This is a genomic window from Bradyrhizobium sp. SZCCHNR1051 (genome assembly GCF_032489615.1).
In the GTDB taxonomy this organism is placed as follows: domain Bacteria; phylum Pseudomonadota; class Alphaproteobacteria; order Rhizobiales; family Xanthobacteraceae; genus Bradyrhizobium.
Genome location: NZ_JAUEYJ010000020.1, coordinates 63,300 through 80,725, shown reverse-complemented (window position 1 = coordinate 80,725; position 17,426 = coordinate 63,300). Strand labels below are relative to the sequence as shown.

Annotated in this window: 3 protein-coding genes (1 of these 3 only partly in view); all 3 read right to left on the bottom strand. The window is 68.4% G+C overall.

What is annotated here, in order from left to right; translation table 11 throughout:
* Tightly spaced (each overlapping or abutting the next), the 3 genes in view from QW868_RS23755 to QW868_RS23745 form a layout consistent with a single transcriptional unit that may run on beyond the window.
* Nucleotides 1–1,112, bottom strand: partial view of a non-ribosomal peptide synthase/polyketide synthase gene (locus QW868_RS23755; protein ID WP_316231654.1) — the start only. Its footprint begins 15,304 nt before the window's first position; only the first 1,112 of its 16,416 coding nucleotides appear in the window; it begins with the start codon at nt 1,110–1,112; its stop codon lies off the left edge, out of view.
* On the bottom strand, nt 1,105–7,704 hold the full coding sequence (locus QW868_RS23750) for a non-ribosomal peptide synthetase (protein WP_316231653.1): 6,600 nt from the start codon (nt 7,702–7,704) through the stop codon (nt 1,105–1,107). Before QW868_RS23750 ends, QW868_RS23755 begins: the two co-directional genes overlap by 8 nt.
* Nucleotides 7,701–17,426: a non-ribosomal peptide synthetase gene (locus tag QW868_RS23745; RefSeq protein WP_316231652.1), complete on the bottom strand. Its 9,726-nt coding sequence runs from the start codon at nt 17,424–17,426 to the stop codon at nt 7,701–7,703. The genes QW868_RS23750 and QW868_RS23745 overlap by 4 nt, the downstream gene beginning before the upstream one ends.

The window sequence follows — 17,426 nt, the reverse complement described above, 5'->3', positions numbered from 1 at the left end:
TGATCCTGGGCCTCGAGCGAGGCCTCGCGCAGTGCCTTGATGACTTCGCCGATCGTACCCTGACTGTCGATCCGTGTGCGCAGCACCTGGGTGTTGACGAGCAGGCCGATCAGACGCCGCGTCTCCGACCGGTCGCGATTGGCGAGCGGAACGCCGATGCTGATGTCGGGCTGGCCGCTGTAGCGATAGAGCACCAGCTTCAGCGCCGCCAGCAGAACGACGAACAACGTCGTGTGCTGTCCCCGCGCCAGCTCGCGCAGGCGATCGGCAAGCTCCGCCCCGAGCGACAGCCGTATGGCATCGCCGGATTGATCGGCCTGGGCTGACCTGGGCCGATCGAACGGCAGCGGCAGCATGGCCGTGTCATGGAGACGGCCGGTCCAGTAGCGAAGCTGCCGCTCCTCCTCGACGGCACCGAGCCACAGTCGCTGCCAGGCGGCGAAATCGGCGTAGTCGATCTCGAGCGCCGGCAGCGAGGCCGCCTCGCCGCGGGCGGCGGCGTGATAGAGCTGCCAGAACTCGTCGGTGAGAACCTGCATCGACCAGCCGTCGGCGACGATGTGGTGCAGCGTGACGGAGAGGATATGGTCGTGCTCGCCAAGACCCAGCAGCGCCGCGCGCAGCAGCGGTCCGGATTCCAGATCGAACGGCAACGCCGCTTCCTCACGCAGCAGCCGGCGCGCCTGCTGCTCGCGGTCATCGCCCGCGATCTCGATGCGGCGAAGCGCGACAGGCGCCGGCAACCCTACGATCTGCTCCGGCTCGCCGTCGTCCTGCCGGAACGTCGTGCGGAGCGCAGCATGGCGCATGACGAGTTCATCGAGCGCCCGTTGGAGCGCACCAACATCAAGCCGACCCCGCAGGCGGATCGCGACCGGCATGTTGTAGGCGGAGCCGCCCGGATCCATCCGCCACAGGAACCAGAGACGGGCCTGCGCGAACGATAACGGCGCGCGCTGCAGATGCTGCCGGGCGATCGGCAAGATCGACAGATCGATCCCCTTGGCCGCCAACTGCGTCAGGAACGCGCGCTGCTTCGAGGCATCGAGACGCACCAATCGACGCGCGATTTCGCCGAGCTGCTGGGCCTGGAGTCCGGACTGATCATTCATTGGCGAACTCGACTTCCTCAAGCAGATCGAACATGGCGGCGATGTCGTCGCTCCGCCTGCTTGTCGGCGGGTCCGCGGCGAGCGCAGACGCCATGGCCTCGATCGTGGTCAGTTCGAACAACCGCTTCAGCGGCACCTCCCACGCGAGATCGCGCTTGATGCGGCCGACGAGCTGGACGGCCACCAGCGAGTCGCCGCCGAGCTCGAAGAAATTGTCGGTGACGCCGACGTCCGGCCTGTGCAGCAGCTCTGCCCAGATCGCCGAGAGTGCGGCCTCGGTCGGATTGCGCGGGGCGATGCGATGCGCTTCGGGAGCCCCGACATCGGGCCGCGGCAGCGCCTTGCGGTCGATCTTGCCGTTCGGCGTCAGCGGCAGCTCCGGCAGCACGATCACGCGCGACGGAACCATGTAGTCCGGCAGCGCTGCTGCGAGCGCAGCGCGGAGGCCGCCGCCGTCGAGCGTATCCTCGCCGCTGACATAGCCGACCAATTGACGGCCGCCGCCGAGCTCCTGCGCCACGACGACGCTGTCGCGCACGCCCGGCTGCTCCCGCAGCCGCACCTCGATCTCGCCGAGCTCGATCCGATGTCCGCGGATCTTCACTTGATGATCGGCGCGGCCGACATAGTCGAGCACGCCGTCGGCCCGCCAGCGCGCGAGGTCGCCGGTCCGGTACAGCCGCGCGCCGTCGCTGCCGAACGGATCCGGGATGAAGCGCTCCGCGCTCAACGCGGCGCGTTTCCAATAGCCGCGCGCGAGCCCGTCACCGCCGATGAAGAGCTCGCCAGTGACGCCGACCGGCGCCAGATTGAGTTCGGTGTCGAGCACGTACAACCGGGTGTTGCCGATCGGGCTGCCGAGCAGCGGCACCGGATCGGTCGCATCGAGGCGGTGACGCGCCGACCACACCGTGGTCTCGGTCGGCCCATACAGGTTCCAGACCTCGCTGCCCAGCGCGCCCAGCCGCCGCGCCAGGTCCGAGGCCAGCGCCTCCCCGCCGCTCAGCAGGCGACTGCCCTTCGGCAGCCATGGAGCCGTCTCGTGTGTATCGGCCGCGTCGTGATCGAGCAGCATGCGCCAGCTCGACGGCGTCGCCTGGACCATGGTCACGCCGTGCCGTGTCACCATCGCCTTGAGCGCCACCGGATCATGGGCCGTGAAACGGTCGGCGAGCACGATCCGTGCGCCATGGGTCAGCGGCAGCCACAGCTCCAGCACGGCGATGTCGAACGACAACGAGGTCAACGCCAGCACACGGTCGTCGGCCGCGATGCCCGGTTGCTCGGCCATCGTCGTCAGGAAGTTCGTCACCGCGGCGTGACGCACCATCACGCCCTTGGGCCGACCGGTGGAGCCGGAGGTGTAGATGACGTAAGCGAGGCTCTCCGGATGCACGTCGACAGCAAGATTATCGGTCTGGCCGAGGCCCTCGCCAGCCGCCACCTCGAGCAGCCATGCCTCGGCCTCGCTCCGGGCCAGCACCGGCGCGAAACGGTCGTGCAGCGTGGCTTGCGTCAGCAGCAGCTTGGCGCCGCTGTCGTTCAGCATGTGCGCGAGCCGCTCGGCCGGATAGTCCGGATCGAGCGGAAGATAGGCCCCGCCCGCTTTGAGCACCGCGAGCAGCGCAACCATCATCGTGACGCCGCGCTCCAGCGCCAGCCCGACCACAACATCCGGCCCGATGCCGCGATCCCTGAGCCGCCGCGCCAGGCGGTTCGCCCGCGCATTCAGCGCGCCGTAGCTGATCGTCTCCTGCCCGTGTACGAGCGCGATCGCATCGGGAGATCGCGCCGCATGCACCTCGAACTGCCGGTGCACGCAGAGCGTATCCGCGAAGCTGACAGCCGTCGCATTCCAAGCGCGCAGCAGCCGCGCGCGATCGTCCTCTGGAACGACATCGAGCTGGCGCACCGGCGAGTGCGGCGCCGCTTCGAGCGCCAGCGCCAGCCGATCGAGCGACTGCTGCATCATCGCGCCGACCCGCTCGGGCGCAACCGGCGCCACGGCCTGGACCGTCAGGTGAAGTCCATGACCGTCGTCATCCACCGCCAGCATCAGCGGATAGTTGGTACGCTCCTCGCCACCGAGCCATTCGACGCCACGCAGAGCCTGGATGGGCTGCGCGTCTGCCCGCGCGTCCTGCCGCTGGCCGTGCCGATAGTTCAGGATCGCGGAGAACAGCGGCGTCGGCGGCGCGACGCCGCTGCAACGCTGGGCCATTGCCAGCGAGGCATGCTCATGAACCATCAGCTCCGCCAGCCGCGCATGCGTTGCGCGAACGCTGTCCTCAACCGACGTGCCGTCGAGATCGAGCCGCAACGGCAGCGTGTTGATGAACAGGCCCAGGCTGCGGCCGGTATCATGGCCAGCCTGCATGCGGCCGAGCAGCACGGTGCCGAACACGACCTGCTCACGTCCGCTGCTGCGCGCCAGCACCTGGCCCCAGGCGACATGACAGAGACTGGCGAGGCTCGCGCCAACGCGCCGCGCCTGCGCGCGCAGCCGCGCATCGAGCGCAGCCGGCAGGGGCAGCTTTGCCTCGCGCACGCCGGCGCCGTCGCTGCGCACCTCGATCAATCCGAACGGCGCCGTCGGCGCATCGATGTCGGCGAGCATGCTGCGGAAGAAGCGCTGCTGAGCATCCTGTCCGCCCGACTTGCGAGTCTCGGCGACGAGGTTGCGGAATGGAATCGACGGAGGCAGAGCAGTGCGGCGTCCCGACAGGATCAGTTGCACCTCCTCATGCAACGCCTGCAGGGTGGAATGGTCGCCGACCATGTGATGCAGCACGACCAGCAGCAGCAGGCGATCACTTCCTGGGTCGCGGGCGACAACGAGACGCAGCAATGGCGCCTGGGTCAGATCGAGCCTGCAGGACTTCGGATCGAAGCGGCGCGCCAGCTCGACCTGGGCCGGCGCGTTGCCTTCGAGCTCAACTTCGGTGACGCTTAGCGGTGCCTGGCGCCAGACCACCTGCGCCGGCACCGACAGCCCATCCCAGAGGAACGACGTCCGCAGGACGTCATGCCGGTCGATCACGTCCTGAACGGCCGCAAGATAGCGATCCAGCAGATCACGGCCCGCAAATGCCATCTGCGCGACCAGCACGTAGGGGTCGCCCTCGGTCGCGAGCAGATGATGGAACAGAATTCCCTCCTGCAACGGCGACAGCGCGTAGATGTCCTGGACGTTGGCGACGCCGCCCGGCACACGGCCCACCACGCGGTCGATCTCGCCCTGGCTCATCGCGATCAGCGGCAGCATGTCCGGCGTGATGGCCGGGCTCTGCGCCGTGATCGGGTTGTCAGGAATTGCGGTCTCCTCGCTTTGCCGCAGGCTGGCCGCGAGATCGCGCAGCACCGGCTTGGCGAACACCATCTGCGCGTCGATCGTCAGCGCATGGCGCTTCAGCCGATCCAGCATGCGGACGACGAGCAGCGAATGGCCGCCGAGCTCGAAGAAATGATCGTTGCGACCGACGCGCTCGACGCCAAGCAACTCGCGCCAGATGGCAGCGAGCGTCTGCTCGGCTTCGCCCTGGGGAGGATCATAGGTGGCGTGCGAGAACGCCTCGTCGTCCGGCGCCGGCAGCGCCTGCCGGTCGACCTTGCCGTTGGGTGTCAGCGGAAGTGCAGGGACGCGAACGATCGCCGACGGGACCATGTAGTCCGGCAGGCTTCCCTGCAGATGTGAACGGAGTTTCGCGGCCCACGCGCCGGTGCCGTCGGCGTCCTCCGCCGGCACCACATAGGCGACGAGCGTGAGATCGCCCTGCGCATCGCGCCGCGCCAGCACCGCCGAGTCCCGCACTCCGGCCTGCGCATTCAGCCGATGCTCGATCTCCCCGAGCTCGATGCGGAAGCCGCGGATCTTCACCTGATGGTCGTTGCGGCCCAGGAATTCGATGTTGCCGTCGGCGAGATGGCGGCCGAGATCACCGGTTCGATACATCCGCGCATCGGACGACAGCCCGAACGGATCCACGGCAAAACGCTGCGCCGACAGATCGGGACGGTTGAGATAGCCGCGGGCAACTCCTGCCCCGCCGATCCAGATCTCGCCGACGGCACCGCGCGGCACCGGCATGCCCTGGGCGTCGAGCAGATAGATCCGCGCGTTGGCGATCGGGCGACCGATTGGGACGACAACGCCGGCGAAGCCGGGCGGACGGCGCCATGCGGTGGCGCAGACGGTCGCTTCCGTCGGCCCGTAGGCGTTGAAGACCGCAATCCCGGGCGGCAGCGCTTCGAACAGCTCCGGCCTTGGCAACTCGCCGGCGAGAACCAGCACCTCGAGCCCGGAGAGCCGGGCGAGGTCCGAGCGGCCCTGCAGCATCGCGGGCGGCAAGGTGGCGTGGGTGATGCGATGTTCGACGAGATAATTCAGCAGCTCCGCCGCGTCGCGATGCTCGCGGCTTCCGAGCAGATGCAGCTCGGCACCGGCACAAAGCGCCATGACGATGTCCCACACGCTTGCGTCGAAGCTGAAGGAGGCGAATTGCGCGATCCGGCTGTGCGGACCGGTGTCGAACAGCCCGATCTGGGCCTGCGCGAGATTGACCAGGCCGTGGTGCTCGATCATCACGCCCTTCGGCTGTCCGGTCGAGCCCGACGTGTAGATGACATAGGCGAGGTTGCGCGGCGTCAGGCCACGGGCAGCAACATCCGGTGCGCTCTCCGGCAGCCCGCTCCAGGCCGGCGCATCGCTTTCCACATCGATCACAGGGTACGCCACGCCGCCGAGCGTGCTAGCGCTCTCACCGTCACAGAGCAGCAGCGTCGGCTGGGCATCGGCCACGGTCTCGCGCAGCCGCTGCGGCGGATAGGCAGGGTCAAGCGGCAGATAGGCCGCTCCCGCTTTGAGAACCGCGAGCACGCTGACGATCGCATCAATGCCGCGCTGCTGGCAGATCGCGACCAGCCGATCCGGACCGGCGCCCATCGCAACGAGATGATGCGCGAGGCGATTGGCGCGCACCTCGAGCTCGCGATAGCTCAAGCTGACCGCGCCATGCACCAGCGCCACGGCGGAGGGGCGGCGGCGCGCCTGCTCTGCGACGAGCTCCTGGATGCAGCAGTCGGCTGGCGTGAACGACTGCGTCCGGTTCCAGACATCCAGCAGCAGCGTACGTTCCTCGGCCGGCAGCAGCTCGATCCGATCGACCGGCTGGCTGGTGTCGGCGACCATGGCGCGCAACGCAGCCAGCAGATAGAAGCGATAGCGCTGTACGGTCTCGGCGTCGAACAGCGCCGTCGCGTAGTTGAGCTTGCCAGTGATGCGGCCGCCACTTTCGCTGAGATCGAGCTCGAGATCGAACTTGATCTTGTGCTGCTCGATCGCAAGGCGTTCGACCGCCAGGCCGGGCAGTGCGAACGAGCCGACATCGTTACTCTGCCACGCGAACACCACCTGGAACACCGGCGTGTATTCCGGATGCCGCGGCGGCTGGAGCGCCTCGACCAGGAGCTCGAACGGAAGATCCTGATGATCCTGCGCCGCGAGGACCGCCGTCTTGACGCGGTCGATCAGCTCGGCGACAGCAGGACCATGCGAGAGGTCGAGCCGCAGCGCCAGCATGTTGACGAAGAAGCCGGCTAGGCCTTCGAGCTCCGAACGCATCCGATTTGCGCTCGGCGTGCCGATCACGAGATCCTGCTGGCCCGCCAACCGCGACAGCACGATGGCCCAGGCCGCCAGCACGATGACGAACGGGGTGGCGCCGAGAGCGTGGCCCAGCCGCCTGATGTCGGCCGATAGACCGTCGTCGATCTCCACCGGCACCGCGGCGCCGGCGTTGGATCGCGGCGCAGAACGCGCACGGTCGGTCGGCAATGTCAGCAAGGATGGCGCATCGCGCAGCACGGCGGTCCAATGATCGAGCTGCCGCCGCAGCCGATCTGCCGTCAGCGAATGGCGCTGCCATGCTGCATAGTCCGGATACTGAATCGCGAGCGGCGGCAACGGATCATCGCCGCCTGCGGCGAAGGCGCCATACAGTGCCGAGAGCTCGCGGACGATGACGCCCATCGACCATCCGTCGGAGATGATGTGGTGCTGGCTGAGCAGAACGACGTGATCATCGTCGCCCAGACGGATCAAATGGCTGCGGATCAGCGGCCCCCGAGCGAGATCGAACGGCGCGCGCGTGCACTCATCCAGCACGTCGCCCAGCCGCTTCTCGCGGTCCGGCCGGACGCGAAGATCATGCATCTCCAGCGGCAGGCTGGTGTCGGACGGCAGCAGCGCAATTCGCGGCGCGCCGTCCTCGGCGACAAAGACCGTCCGCAGCGCCTCGTGCCGGGAGAACAGGCGGTCGAGGCTGCGGCGCCATGCGCCGATGTCGAGCCGGCCGCGCAACCGCAGCGCCACGTCGATGTGATAATTCGCGCTTCCGCCATCGAGCTGCGCCAGCAGCCACAGCTGCTGCTGCGCGAAGGAGAGCGGCAGCCGGCCCCCGCGATCGACGATCGGGATCGTGCTTGTGTCGCGTCTGGCGGCGTTGCGGCCGCGCTGTCGCGCGCGCGATGCCAACCGGCGCAGCGCCTCCGGATCGAGGTCACGCAGAAGAGGCTGTCCTGATTGTCCGCTCATGATAGCTCCGCCGTCATCAGTTCCTGGAGCTCACCTTCGGCGAACTCCTGCTCGATCAGACTGATCGAGAGGACGCGCGCGAATTCCGCCAATTCCGGATGAGCGAACAGCTCGGACAATTGCACCGACGTGCCGAACTCCTGCGCGACACGGCCGAGCAGCCGCACCGCCAACAGAGAGTGGCCGCCGAGCCTGAAGAAGTGATCGCCCCGCCCGATGCGGTCAAGGCCGAGCAGTTCCGCCCAGATGCCGGCCACGATGATCTCGATCTCACCGACCGGAGCCTGATAGTCGTCCCCCGCCTCGCCTTGTGACGCCAGCGGCAGCGCCTTGCGGTCGACCTTGCCGTTCGGCGTCAGCGGCAGCCGCGGCAGCACGATGACGCGCAACGGCACCATGTAGTCCGGCAGCATGGCCGTGAGCATCGCGCGCAAGTCGCCGCCGTCGAGGGTGCTGTCACTGCTGACATAGCCGATCAGGTGCCGCCCGCCGCCGAACTCCTGCGCGACCACGACGCTGTCGCGAACGCCGGGCAGTGCGCGCAGCCGCGCCTCGATCTCGCCGAGCTCGATGCGATGTCCGCGCATCTTGACCTGGTGATCGGCGCGGCCGACATAGTCGAGCGTGCCATCGGCACGCCAGCGCGCCAGATCGCCGGTCCGGTACAACCGCGCACCAGCACCGCCCAACGGATCGGGAACGAAGCGCTCTGCGCTGAGCCCGGCGCGCCTCCAATAGCCGCGCGCCAGTCCCTCGCCGCCGATGAACAGTTCGCCGGTCACGCCGGGCGGCGCCAGATTGAGATTGGCGTCGAGCACGTAGAGCGTGGTGTTGCCGATCGGACCACCCAGCACCGGCATAGGATCATTGGAATCGAGCCGGTGGCGCGCAGACCACACCGTGGTCTCGGTCGGCCCATACATGTTCCAGACCTCGCCGCTCAGCGCGACGAGCCGCCGCGCCAGATCGGGAGCCAGCGCCTCGCCGCCGCAAAGCACGCGACAGCGACGAGGCAGCGCGGTCCCGTCATGATCGAGCAGCATGCGCCAGCTCGACGGCGTCGCCTGGATCATGGTCACGCCGTGCCTGGCCACGATCGCCTTCAGCGCCGTCGGATCCTGCGCCGAGGCGCGATCGGCCAGCACGATCCGGGCGCCCCGTGTCAGCGGCAGCCACAGCTCCAGCACCGCGATGTCGAACGACAGCGACGTCAGGGCCAGCACGCGGTCGTCCGATGCGATGCCCGGCTGCTCGGCCATGGTCGCCAGAAAGTTCGTCACTGCGCCGTGACGCACCATCACGCCCTTGGGCAGGCCGGTCGAGCCCGAGGTATAGATGACGTAGGCGAGGCTCTCCGGATGAATGGTGCTGCCGAGATTGTCGGCGTCGCCCGCATCATCGTCGCGATCGAGCAGCCAGGCCTCGGCTCCGCTATCGGCCAGCGCAAGCGCGAACCGATCCTGCAGCCCAGCTTGCGTCAGCAGAAGCCTCGCGCCGCTGTCGGTCAGCATGTGAGCAAGACGCTCGGCCGGATAATCCGGGTCGAGCGGCAGGTAGGCCGCACCCGCCTTCAGCACGGCGAGCAGCGCGACGATCATCTCGGCGTCGCGCCCCAGCGCCAGTCCGACCACGACATCGGCGCCGATCCCGCGTGCCTGCAGCCGCCGCGCCAGCCGGTTTGCGCGCGCGTTCAACTCGCCGTAGCTGATCCGGCGGTCACCGCCGACGATCGCAACCGCGTCCGGGACAGCCTTCGCCCGCGCCTCGATCTGCGCCACGACGCCGGGCGCTGCGTCGATCAACGGACGTGGGGATGACGTCTCGCCAATCGCAGCTCCACTCCAGCGCAAGAGCCACGCCAGCGCCTCCCCATCGACCGTGCGAAGGTTGCCGGTCGGACGGGTGGCATCCGCCGAAATCTGCATCAGCCAGTCCCGCAACGACGCGCTCACCCGTCGAATCGCGTGCTCGTCCAATTGCGCACGATCGTAGTTGAAGTCGAGGCGCAGGCCCTCGGGTCCGTCGAACACGATGACCGCGATCGGATAACTGGTCGGCGTCACATGTTCGACCCGCCCGATCTGCGGCCCGGCACCGTTGCGCGCGGTGAGCGCCTGATCGATCGGATAGTTCTCGAACACCATCAGGCTGTCGAACAGGGGCTGCCCGGCCCTGTCGGCGAGGCGCTGGATCTCGTGCAGCGGCAGCCACTCATAGTCGCGCGCCGCGACGCTCTGCGCCTGAAGGGTTCGCAGCCAATCGCCGGTCGCGGTCTGCGGGTGCGCGCGGTCGATCAGCGGCAGCGTGTTGATGAAGAGGCCGACCATGTGCTCGGCGCCGGCAAGCTCGGTCGGACGGCCCGAGACCGTCACGCCAAAGCAGACCGAGCTTTGCCCGGTATACTGCCGCAGCAATTGGGCCCAGGCCCCTTGCAGCAGCGTATTCATCGTGATGCGCTGCTGCGTCGCGAACCGCCGCAGGCGGGCAGCGAGATCGACGTCCACGCGCAGCGTCAGCCGGCCGTGGCCGCTCGCAGCGTCGATCGCGCTGCTCGCGCGCAAGGCGTCGGCGAGCGGCGTGGGCTCATCGAAGCCGCGCAGCGTCTCGCGCCAGAAATCCACGGCCGCCGCGTGGTCGCGCGTCTGCAGCCAGGCGATGTAGTCGCGATAACTGGCTTGCGCCGCCGACGGCGCTGCGCCGCCGATCTGCTGCAGCACGTCTGCGAGCAGCCGCGCCGAGCTCCAGCCATCGATCACGATGTGATGATGCGTCCAGATCAGCCACAGCCTGTCATCGCCGAGCCGGATCAGCCGCAGCCGCTGCAGCGGCGGCCGGGTGATGTCGAAGCCGAGCTCACGCTCGCGCCGTGCCGCCTCCGCAAGCGCCGCCTCGATATCCGCCGCCGCGGCCCCATCAGCGATACGGCTGCGCCAATCCTCCTCGACGACGGGCACGTCGAGCTGCCGGTACACGATCTGCTGGGCCACTCCGGACAATTGCTGCCAGACGAATCCAGTCCGCAGCACCGCATGCCGCGCACTCGCCGTCTGCCATGCCGCACGCAACCGCGCCGGCGTCACACCTCGAAGCTCGATCGAGAGCTGGTTGACATAGACATCATCAGCGCCATCGCGCAGGGCATGGAACAGCAAGCCCTGCTGCATCGGCGACAGCGGATAGATGTCCTCGACGGAGCGACAGTCGATCGTCGCGCAGAGCCGGTCGAGCGCCGCCTGATCGAGCCCCGCGAGCGGAACGTCGGACGGCGTGAGACCGCCGGCGCCGCCGAGGCAATGATCGACGAGACCGTGCAGCGCCGCCCGATAGAGCTCCGCGAGCCGTTCGACGGTCGCGCGCCGATAGCGCCGGCTGCCATAGCGGAAACCGAGACGCAGCTGCCCGTCACGCACCTCGCCGTTGATGGTGAGCCAGGCCCGCAACGGCGCGTCGGCGGCTCGCATCGATCCCGGGTTTTCCGGCGCAATCCGGTACGGCGCCGACGCGCCGAGCTGGCCATCGAAGCGGCCGAGATAGTTGAAGACGATGCGCGGGTTCGGCACCGCGGCCAGCGCCTCGCGATGCTCCTTCGCACCGAGATGGCGCAGCACTCCATAGCCGAGCCCGCGATCGGGCACGGCGCGCAGCGTCTCCTTGACGCGGGTGATGAGCGCGCCGTCGGTCTCGCTGCCGCTGTCGAGACGGACCGGGAATGCGGTCGTGAACCAGCCCACCGTCCGTGTGAGGTCACAGTCCGCAAGGACATCCTCGCGGCCGTGGCCTTCGAGCTCGATCACGACGCCATCGATCCCACGCCAGTTCCAGACCGCACGCGCCAGCGCAGCCAGCAGCAGGTCGTTGACCTGCGTGCGATAGGCCGCAGGCGCGGCATCGAGCAGCCGTTCGGTCAGCTCCGCCTCAAGGTTCAGCACGACCTCCTCGGCGTCGGCTTCGACGTCGGTGCCACCATGGTCGTCGTCGCAGGGCAGCTCGCTGCCGTGGGAGGACGCCAGCCAGAACGGCAGTTCGTCTCCGAGCCGATCGGAGGCCGCATGCGCTCGCAGTCGCTGCACCCAGGAGGACGGCGTGGAGCTCTGGGGCGGCAGGTTGACGGCGCCCGCCTGCCCCGTCAGCTGCTCGCAAGCCGACGCGATGTCCTCGAGCAGAATCCGCCATGACACGCCATCGACGGCGAGATGGTGAATGGCGACCAGCAGCCGCTGGCTGCCATCGCGCATGTCGAATCCGACGGCGCGCAGCAGAGATCCCGATGCCAATGACAGGCTCGCCTGCGCCGCCGACGCGATCGCGCTGACGTCGGCCGGCTCGACTGCCGTGCGGAGCCAAAGCAGCTCAGGCGCGGCAGGCAGGTCGGACGGCACCGCCTGCCATTCACCCGCGACCTGCCGATACGTCATGCGAAGCGCATCGTGATGCCCCACGACGGCAGCGAGCGCCCGCTGCAGCACGCTCCAGTCGATCCGGTCCCGCGGGATCAGCAGCACCGCCTGGTTGAAGTGATCGCGGTTGGAGATATCCTCCGCGAAGAAGCGCAATTGGATCGGCAGCAGCTCCGCAGCGCAGGCGTTCATTGCGTTGCGTGCTGCTGCCGGCGGCGTGATGGCCGGCGCGGAGGTGGTCGCAACCACGCCGGCCAGCGCCGCTATCGTCTGCTGCGCGAACATCTGCTTCGGCGTCAGCATGACGCCGCGCTTGCGCAGCCGCGCGATGATCTGCAGGCTGAGGATGGAGTCGCCGCCGAGCTCGAAGAAATTGTCATTGCGGCCGATCCGCTCGCGGCCCAGCACGTCCTGCCAGACCGCGGCGATTGTCTCCTCCACCGCGCCGACCGGGGCGGCATAGGATAGCACGGCGTCCTCGTCCGGCTGCGGCAGCGCCGCGCGGTCGAGCTTGCCGTTGGCGGTCAGCGGCAGCCAGTCGAGCACGACGATGCGCGAAGGCACCATGTAGTCCGGCAGCATCGCCGAGAGTTGCTGCCGCAGCGTCTCCGGCTGCAACACGGCGCCCGCTGCAGCGACACAATAGGCCACGAGCTCCTGACGCTCCTGCTCAGCATCGACGGCGCGGGCCACGACGGCCGCATCGGCGATGCCTTTCAGCAATGTGATCGCGCGACTGATCTCGGCGGGCTCGACGCGGTAGCCGCGCAGCTTCATTTGATCATCGCGCCGGCCGAGGAACACGATCCGGCCCGCTTGATCACAGCGCACCAAATCGCCGGTCCGGTAGATGCGTTCGCCTGCGGGTCCGAACGGATCGGGAATGAAGCGCTCGGCCGTCTGTCCAGGCGCACCGCGATAGCCGCGCGCCAGCCCGGCGCCGCCCACATAGAGTTCACCGGTGACCCCGGCCGGGACGATATTCAGCGTATCGTCGAGAACGTAGGCGCGCAGGTTGGCAAGCGGCAATCCGACCGGCAGCACACCTTTGGCCTCGGCGTCCGTCCACTCATGGGTCGTCACGCCGACCGTCGTCTCGGTCGGGCCGTAGTGATTGACGATCCGGCAGTGCGGCCGCAGCCGGCGGACCTCTTCGATCAAGCCGGGATCGCAAGCCTCGCCGCCGAGAATCAGCACGTCGCGCGGCAGAACGTCGGCCGAGCGCCGCGCCCGCAACAGGCCGCGCAGATGGCTCGGCACGATCTTGAGAATCCCGACCTCGCCGTCGCGCATCGCTTGCGCAAACGCATCCGCATCGAACGCGGCATCGGCCGGAAGAAGATTCAAGGTTGCGCCGCTCACGAGCGCGCCGAACAGCACGGTGTGGCCGAGATCGGCGGCAACAGTCGAGACCATCGCCATGCTCGCGTCGGCGCGTGGCCGCAGCCGGGACAATAGCGCCTGCACATAGTTGGCAAGTGCACCGTGTGACACGGCGACGCCCTTGGGCGCGCCGGTCGAGCCCGACGTGTAGATGATGTAGGCAGTCTGCGCCGGATGAACGTGCGGGCGAATGAACTCGCCGCGAGACGCATCGCTGCGCGACTCGCCATCCAGCGCGACGCATTGCAACGCGCTCGCCGCAGCGAGGCATTCGCCGGTCGCGATCAGGGTGTCGATGCCACCATCGTGAAGAATACGGTCAATACGCGCCACCGGCCACGCCGGATCGAGCGGCACGGCGGCGCCGCCCGCCTTCAAGACGCCGAGCAGCGCCGCGACGAAGCTCGGCGACCGCTCGATCCACAGCGCCACCGGCGTCTCATGCGTGACGCCCGCCGCAACGAGCGTGCGCGCGATCTGGTCCGACCAGCCCACGAGCTCGGCGACGCTGACGGTGTCCTGTCCTTGGCGCAGCGCGATCCGATCGTCGCGGCCCGCGAACGCAGCGTCGATCAGATCGAGGATGTCCATCGATGGGAAGCTCTTCACCTCCGCCGCGACGACCTGCCTGACGTCTCGCGCGATTGCGAAGTTGCGCAGCGGCCGGTCGATGCCCGCCGCGATCTGCCGCAGGAAATCGACGAGCTGGCTCCCGATCCGCTCGACCGTGGCCGCATCGAACAAATCAGTTGCGAAATTCAGGCTCGCATTCATGCCCTTTGGGCCGTCGATGATGTCGAGCGCGAGATCGAAATGCGAGCCGGCGAGATCGACGATGCGCGGCTGGGCGTGCAGGCCATCGCCGAGCGCAAATCCGGCCGGCGCGTCCATGTAGTTGAACTTGACCTGGAACAGTGGATTGTGGCCGCCGGATCGGGTCGGCTTCAGCGCATCGACGAGACGGTCGAACGGCAGATCCTGATGCGCCAGCCCGGAAATGACCTCCTCCTTCGCCCGCGCCAGCAGCTCGGCGAAGCTCATGCCATCGGCCACGTCGGCCCGCAGCACCAGCGTATTGACGAAGCAGCCGATCAAGCATGCCAGCTCGGCCTGGCGGCGGCCGGCGACGGGCACGCCGACACGCAGGTCGGAGCGGCCGGAGTAGCGGAACAGCAGCAACTGATAGGCGGCGAGCAGCAGCATGAACATGCTGACGCGATGCTCCCTGGCGAGCGCGCGGAGCCTCAGCACCAGATCTGGCGCGATCTCGACGTGAATGGTGTCGCCGCGATAGCTCGGTACAGGCTGGCGCGGCCGGTCGAACGGCAATGCGAGCGGTGTATCCGCGTCGCCGAGCCGCCCGCGCCAGTAGGCGAGCTGCTGCGCAGCCTCGGGGCCGGAGAGCCAATCCCGCTGCCATGCGGCGTAGTCGGCATATTGGACGGCGGATGGTGACGGCAGCGCCCCTGCCCCGCGCCGGAGCCCGTCATAGAGCGCGGCGATCTCCGCCAGCAGCACGTCGAGCGAGAGGCCGTCGGCTACGATGTGATGCGCCGACAGCAGCAGCACGTGGCGGTCGTCCGCGAGCTGCATCAGCACGGCGCGCAGCAGTGGGCCATTGACGAGATCGAACGGCCTTGCCAGCTCCTCGCGTGTCCGCGCCGCGACCCGCGACGTGCGCTCCGCCGCCGGGCTGCGCCGCAGATCCTCGACCGCGACCGGAATGTCCGGCGCCGCATGGATGACCTGCACGACGCGGCCATCCGGGGCGGAGAAGGTGGTGCGCAGCGTCTCGTGGCGGGCGACGATTTCGGTCAGCGCCTGCACCAGCAGTGCCTGATCGAGCGGGCCGTCGAAATGAACCGTGCAGGCGATGGTGTAGGCCGTGCCGGCCGGATCCATGCTCCAGAGAAACCACAGCCGCTCCTGCGCGGGAGACAGCAGCTCGCGTATGCCCGCCGGTGCCGGCTGCAGCGGCGGGAGCACTTTCGCGTCCGCGCTGGCGGCATCGATAAGCTCTGCGAGCGCGGCGAGCGTAGGCGCATCGAAGAAGCCGCGCAGCGCGAGCTCGATTCCGAACTGCTCGCGCACCATCGCCGTGATCTGAGCGGCTGCGACCGAGTTGCCGCCGAGCATGAAAAAGTCGTCGTCGCGGTCGACATTCTCGCGCCGGAGCACATCCCGCCAGATCAGCGCAAGACGGCGTTCGGTCGCCGTCGCAAGCTCCGGGGACGGCGATGGGTCCGCCGCCTCGCGTCGCCGCTCGAACACCATGAAGCTATCGAGCGTGCCCTGCGCCCACCTGGCGCGACAGGCGGACCGCTGCAGCTTGCCGCTGGTGGTCAGCGGCATGCCTTGCGGGTTCAGCAGCACGACCACCGCCGGATATTCCTGCGTCTGCCGCATGACCGCGTCGCCGATCGCCTTGATCAGCACGTCGGCCGGCGTTCGCCGCAGCACTGCCCTGCTGAACTCGGCAGCTACGCCGATGCCTTCGGCGCCATCGATCTCGACCGGGAAGGCCGCGACACGTCCCTTCCGCACCGAGGCCACCTCGGTCTCGACGGCCTGCTCCAGATCGAATGGATAGATGTTCTGGCCGCGGACGATCAGCAGATCCTTGAGCCTTCCCGTGACGACGAGTTCGCCGTCGCGGACGAAGCCGAGATCGCCGGTCCGCAACCAGCGCGCGCCGTCGCGAACGACGAACGTCTGCTGCGTCGCCTCGGGATTGTTCCAATAGCCCAGCGCGACGCTCGGACCTGCGACCCAGATTTCGCCGACCTCATTCCTCTCGGCCTCGGCGGACGCATCGACCCTCATGATGCGCACGGCGTGGCCGTCTGCCACGGCGCCGCACGCCATCAGGTCCGTGCCCTCGCCGGCGTCCGCAACGCGCCCGCCGGCGAGCGCTGCGGGATCGAGCGTGTGACAAACCGCCCGGCTCGCGCGGTCGCCTGCTGTCACCAGCAAGGTCGCCTCGGCAAGGCCGTAGCACGGCGTCAGCGCGCGAGGATCGAAGCCCGCCGGCCGGAAGCGCGCGGCAAATCGATCCAGCGTCGCGCGGCGCACGAACTCTGAGCCGGAGAACGCGAACCGCCATCGGCCGAGGTCCAGACACGCGATCGCCTCGTCCGAGATCCGGTCCGCACAGAGCGCGAACGCAAAGTCCGGCCCGCCGCTGCAGGTGCCGCCGTGGCGATGGATGGCGTCGAGCCAGCGCCGCGGCTGCTCCAGGAAATTGCGCGGCGACATCAGCACCGCCGTGAAACCCGTGAACAGCGGATTCAGCAATCCGCCCATCAATCCCATGTCGTGATAGAGCGGCAGCCAGCTGACGAAGACGTCATCCCTGGTCCCGCCGAGCACCGCCTCTATTGCGATCTCATTGGCGACCAGGTTCCGGTGAGTGACGCAGACACCCTTCGGCTGCGACGTCGACCCCGACGTATATTGGAGGAACGCGATCGCTTCGCCGTGCAAGTCCGTCTCGCGCCAGGATGCGGCGGCATCGACCGGCACCTCGTCGACGGCAACAACATGAGCCTTGGGCTCGCCGAACGCAGCGACGACGGCGTCGCGCAGACGCGCCTGGGTGAGAATGAGCCGCGGCGCCGCATCGCGCAGGATGCCGTCGAGCCGGCTCGTGTAACGCTCCTTGCCGGTTTCCGGCGGATAGGCCGGCACGGCAATGACCCCGGCATAGAGGCACGCGTAGAACGCGACGGCATAGTCGGGACCGTTCGGCAGCAGAATCACGGCGCGCTCGCCTGCGCCGGCAAGCTGCTGCAGATGTGCAGCCGTTGCGCGAATGCGTCGATCCAGCGCCGCGAATGTCAGCTCGTCGACGACATCGTCGCCTTCGATGAAGCGCAGCGCCGGATGATCGGCACGCGAGGCGGCATGCTCGCGGAGTCGTTCGACGAGGGTCTGTGTCGGCAT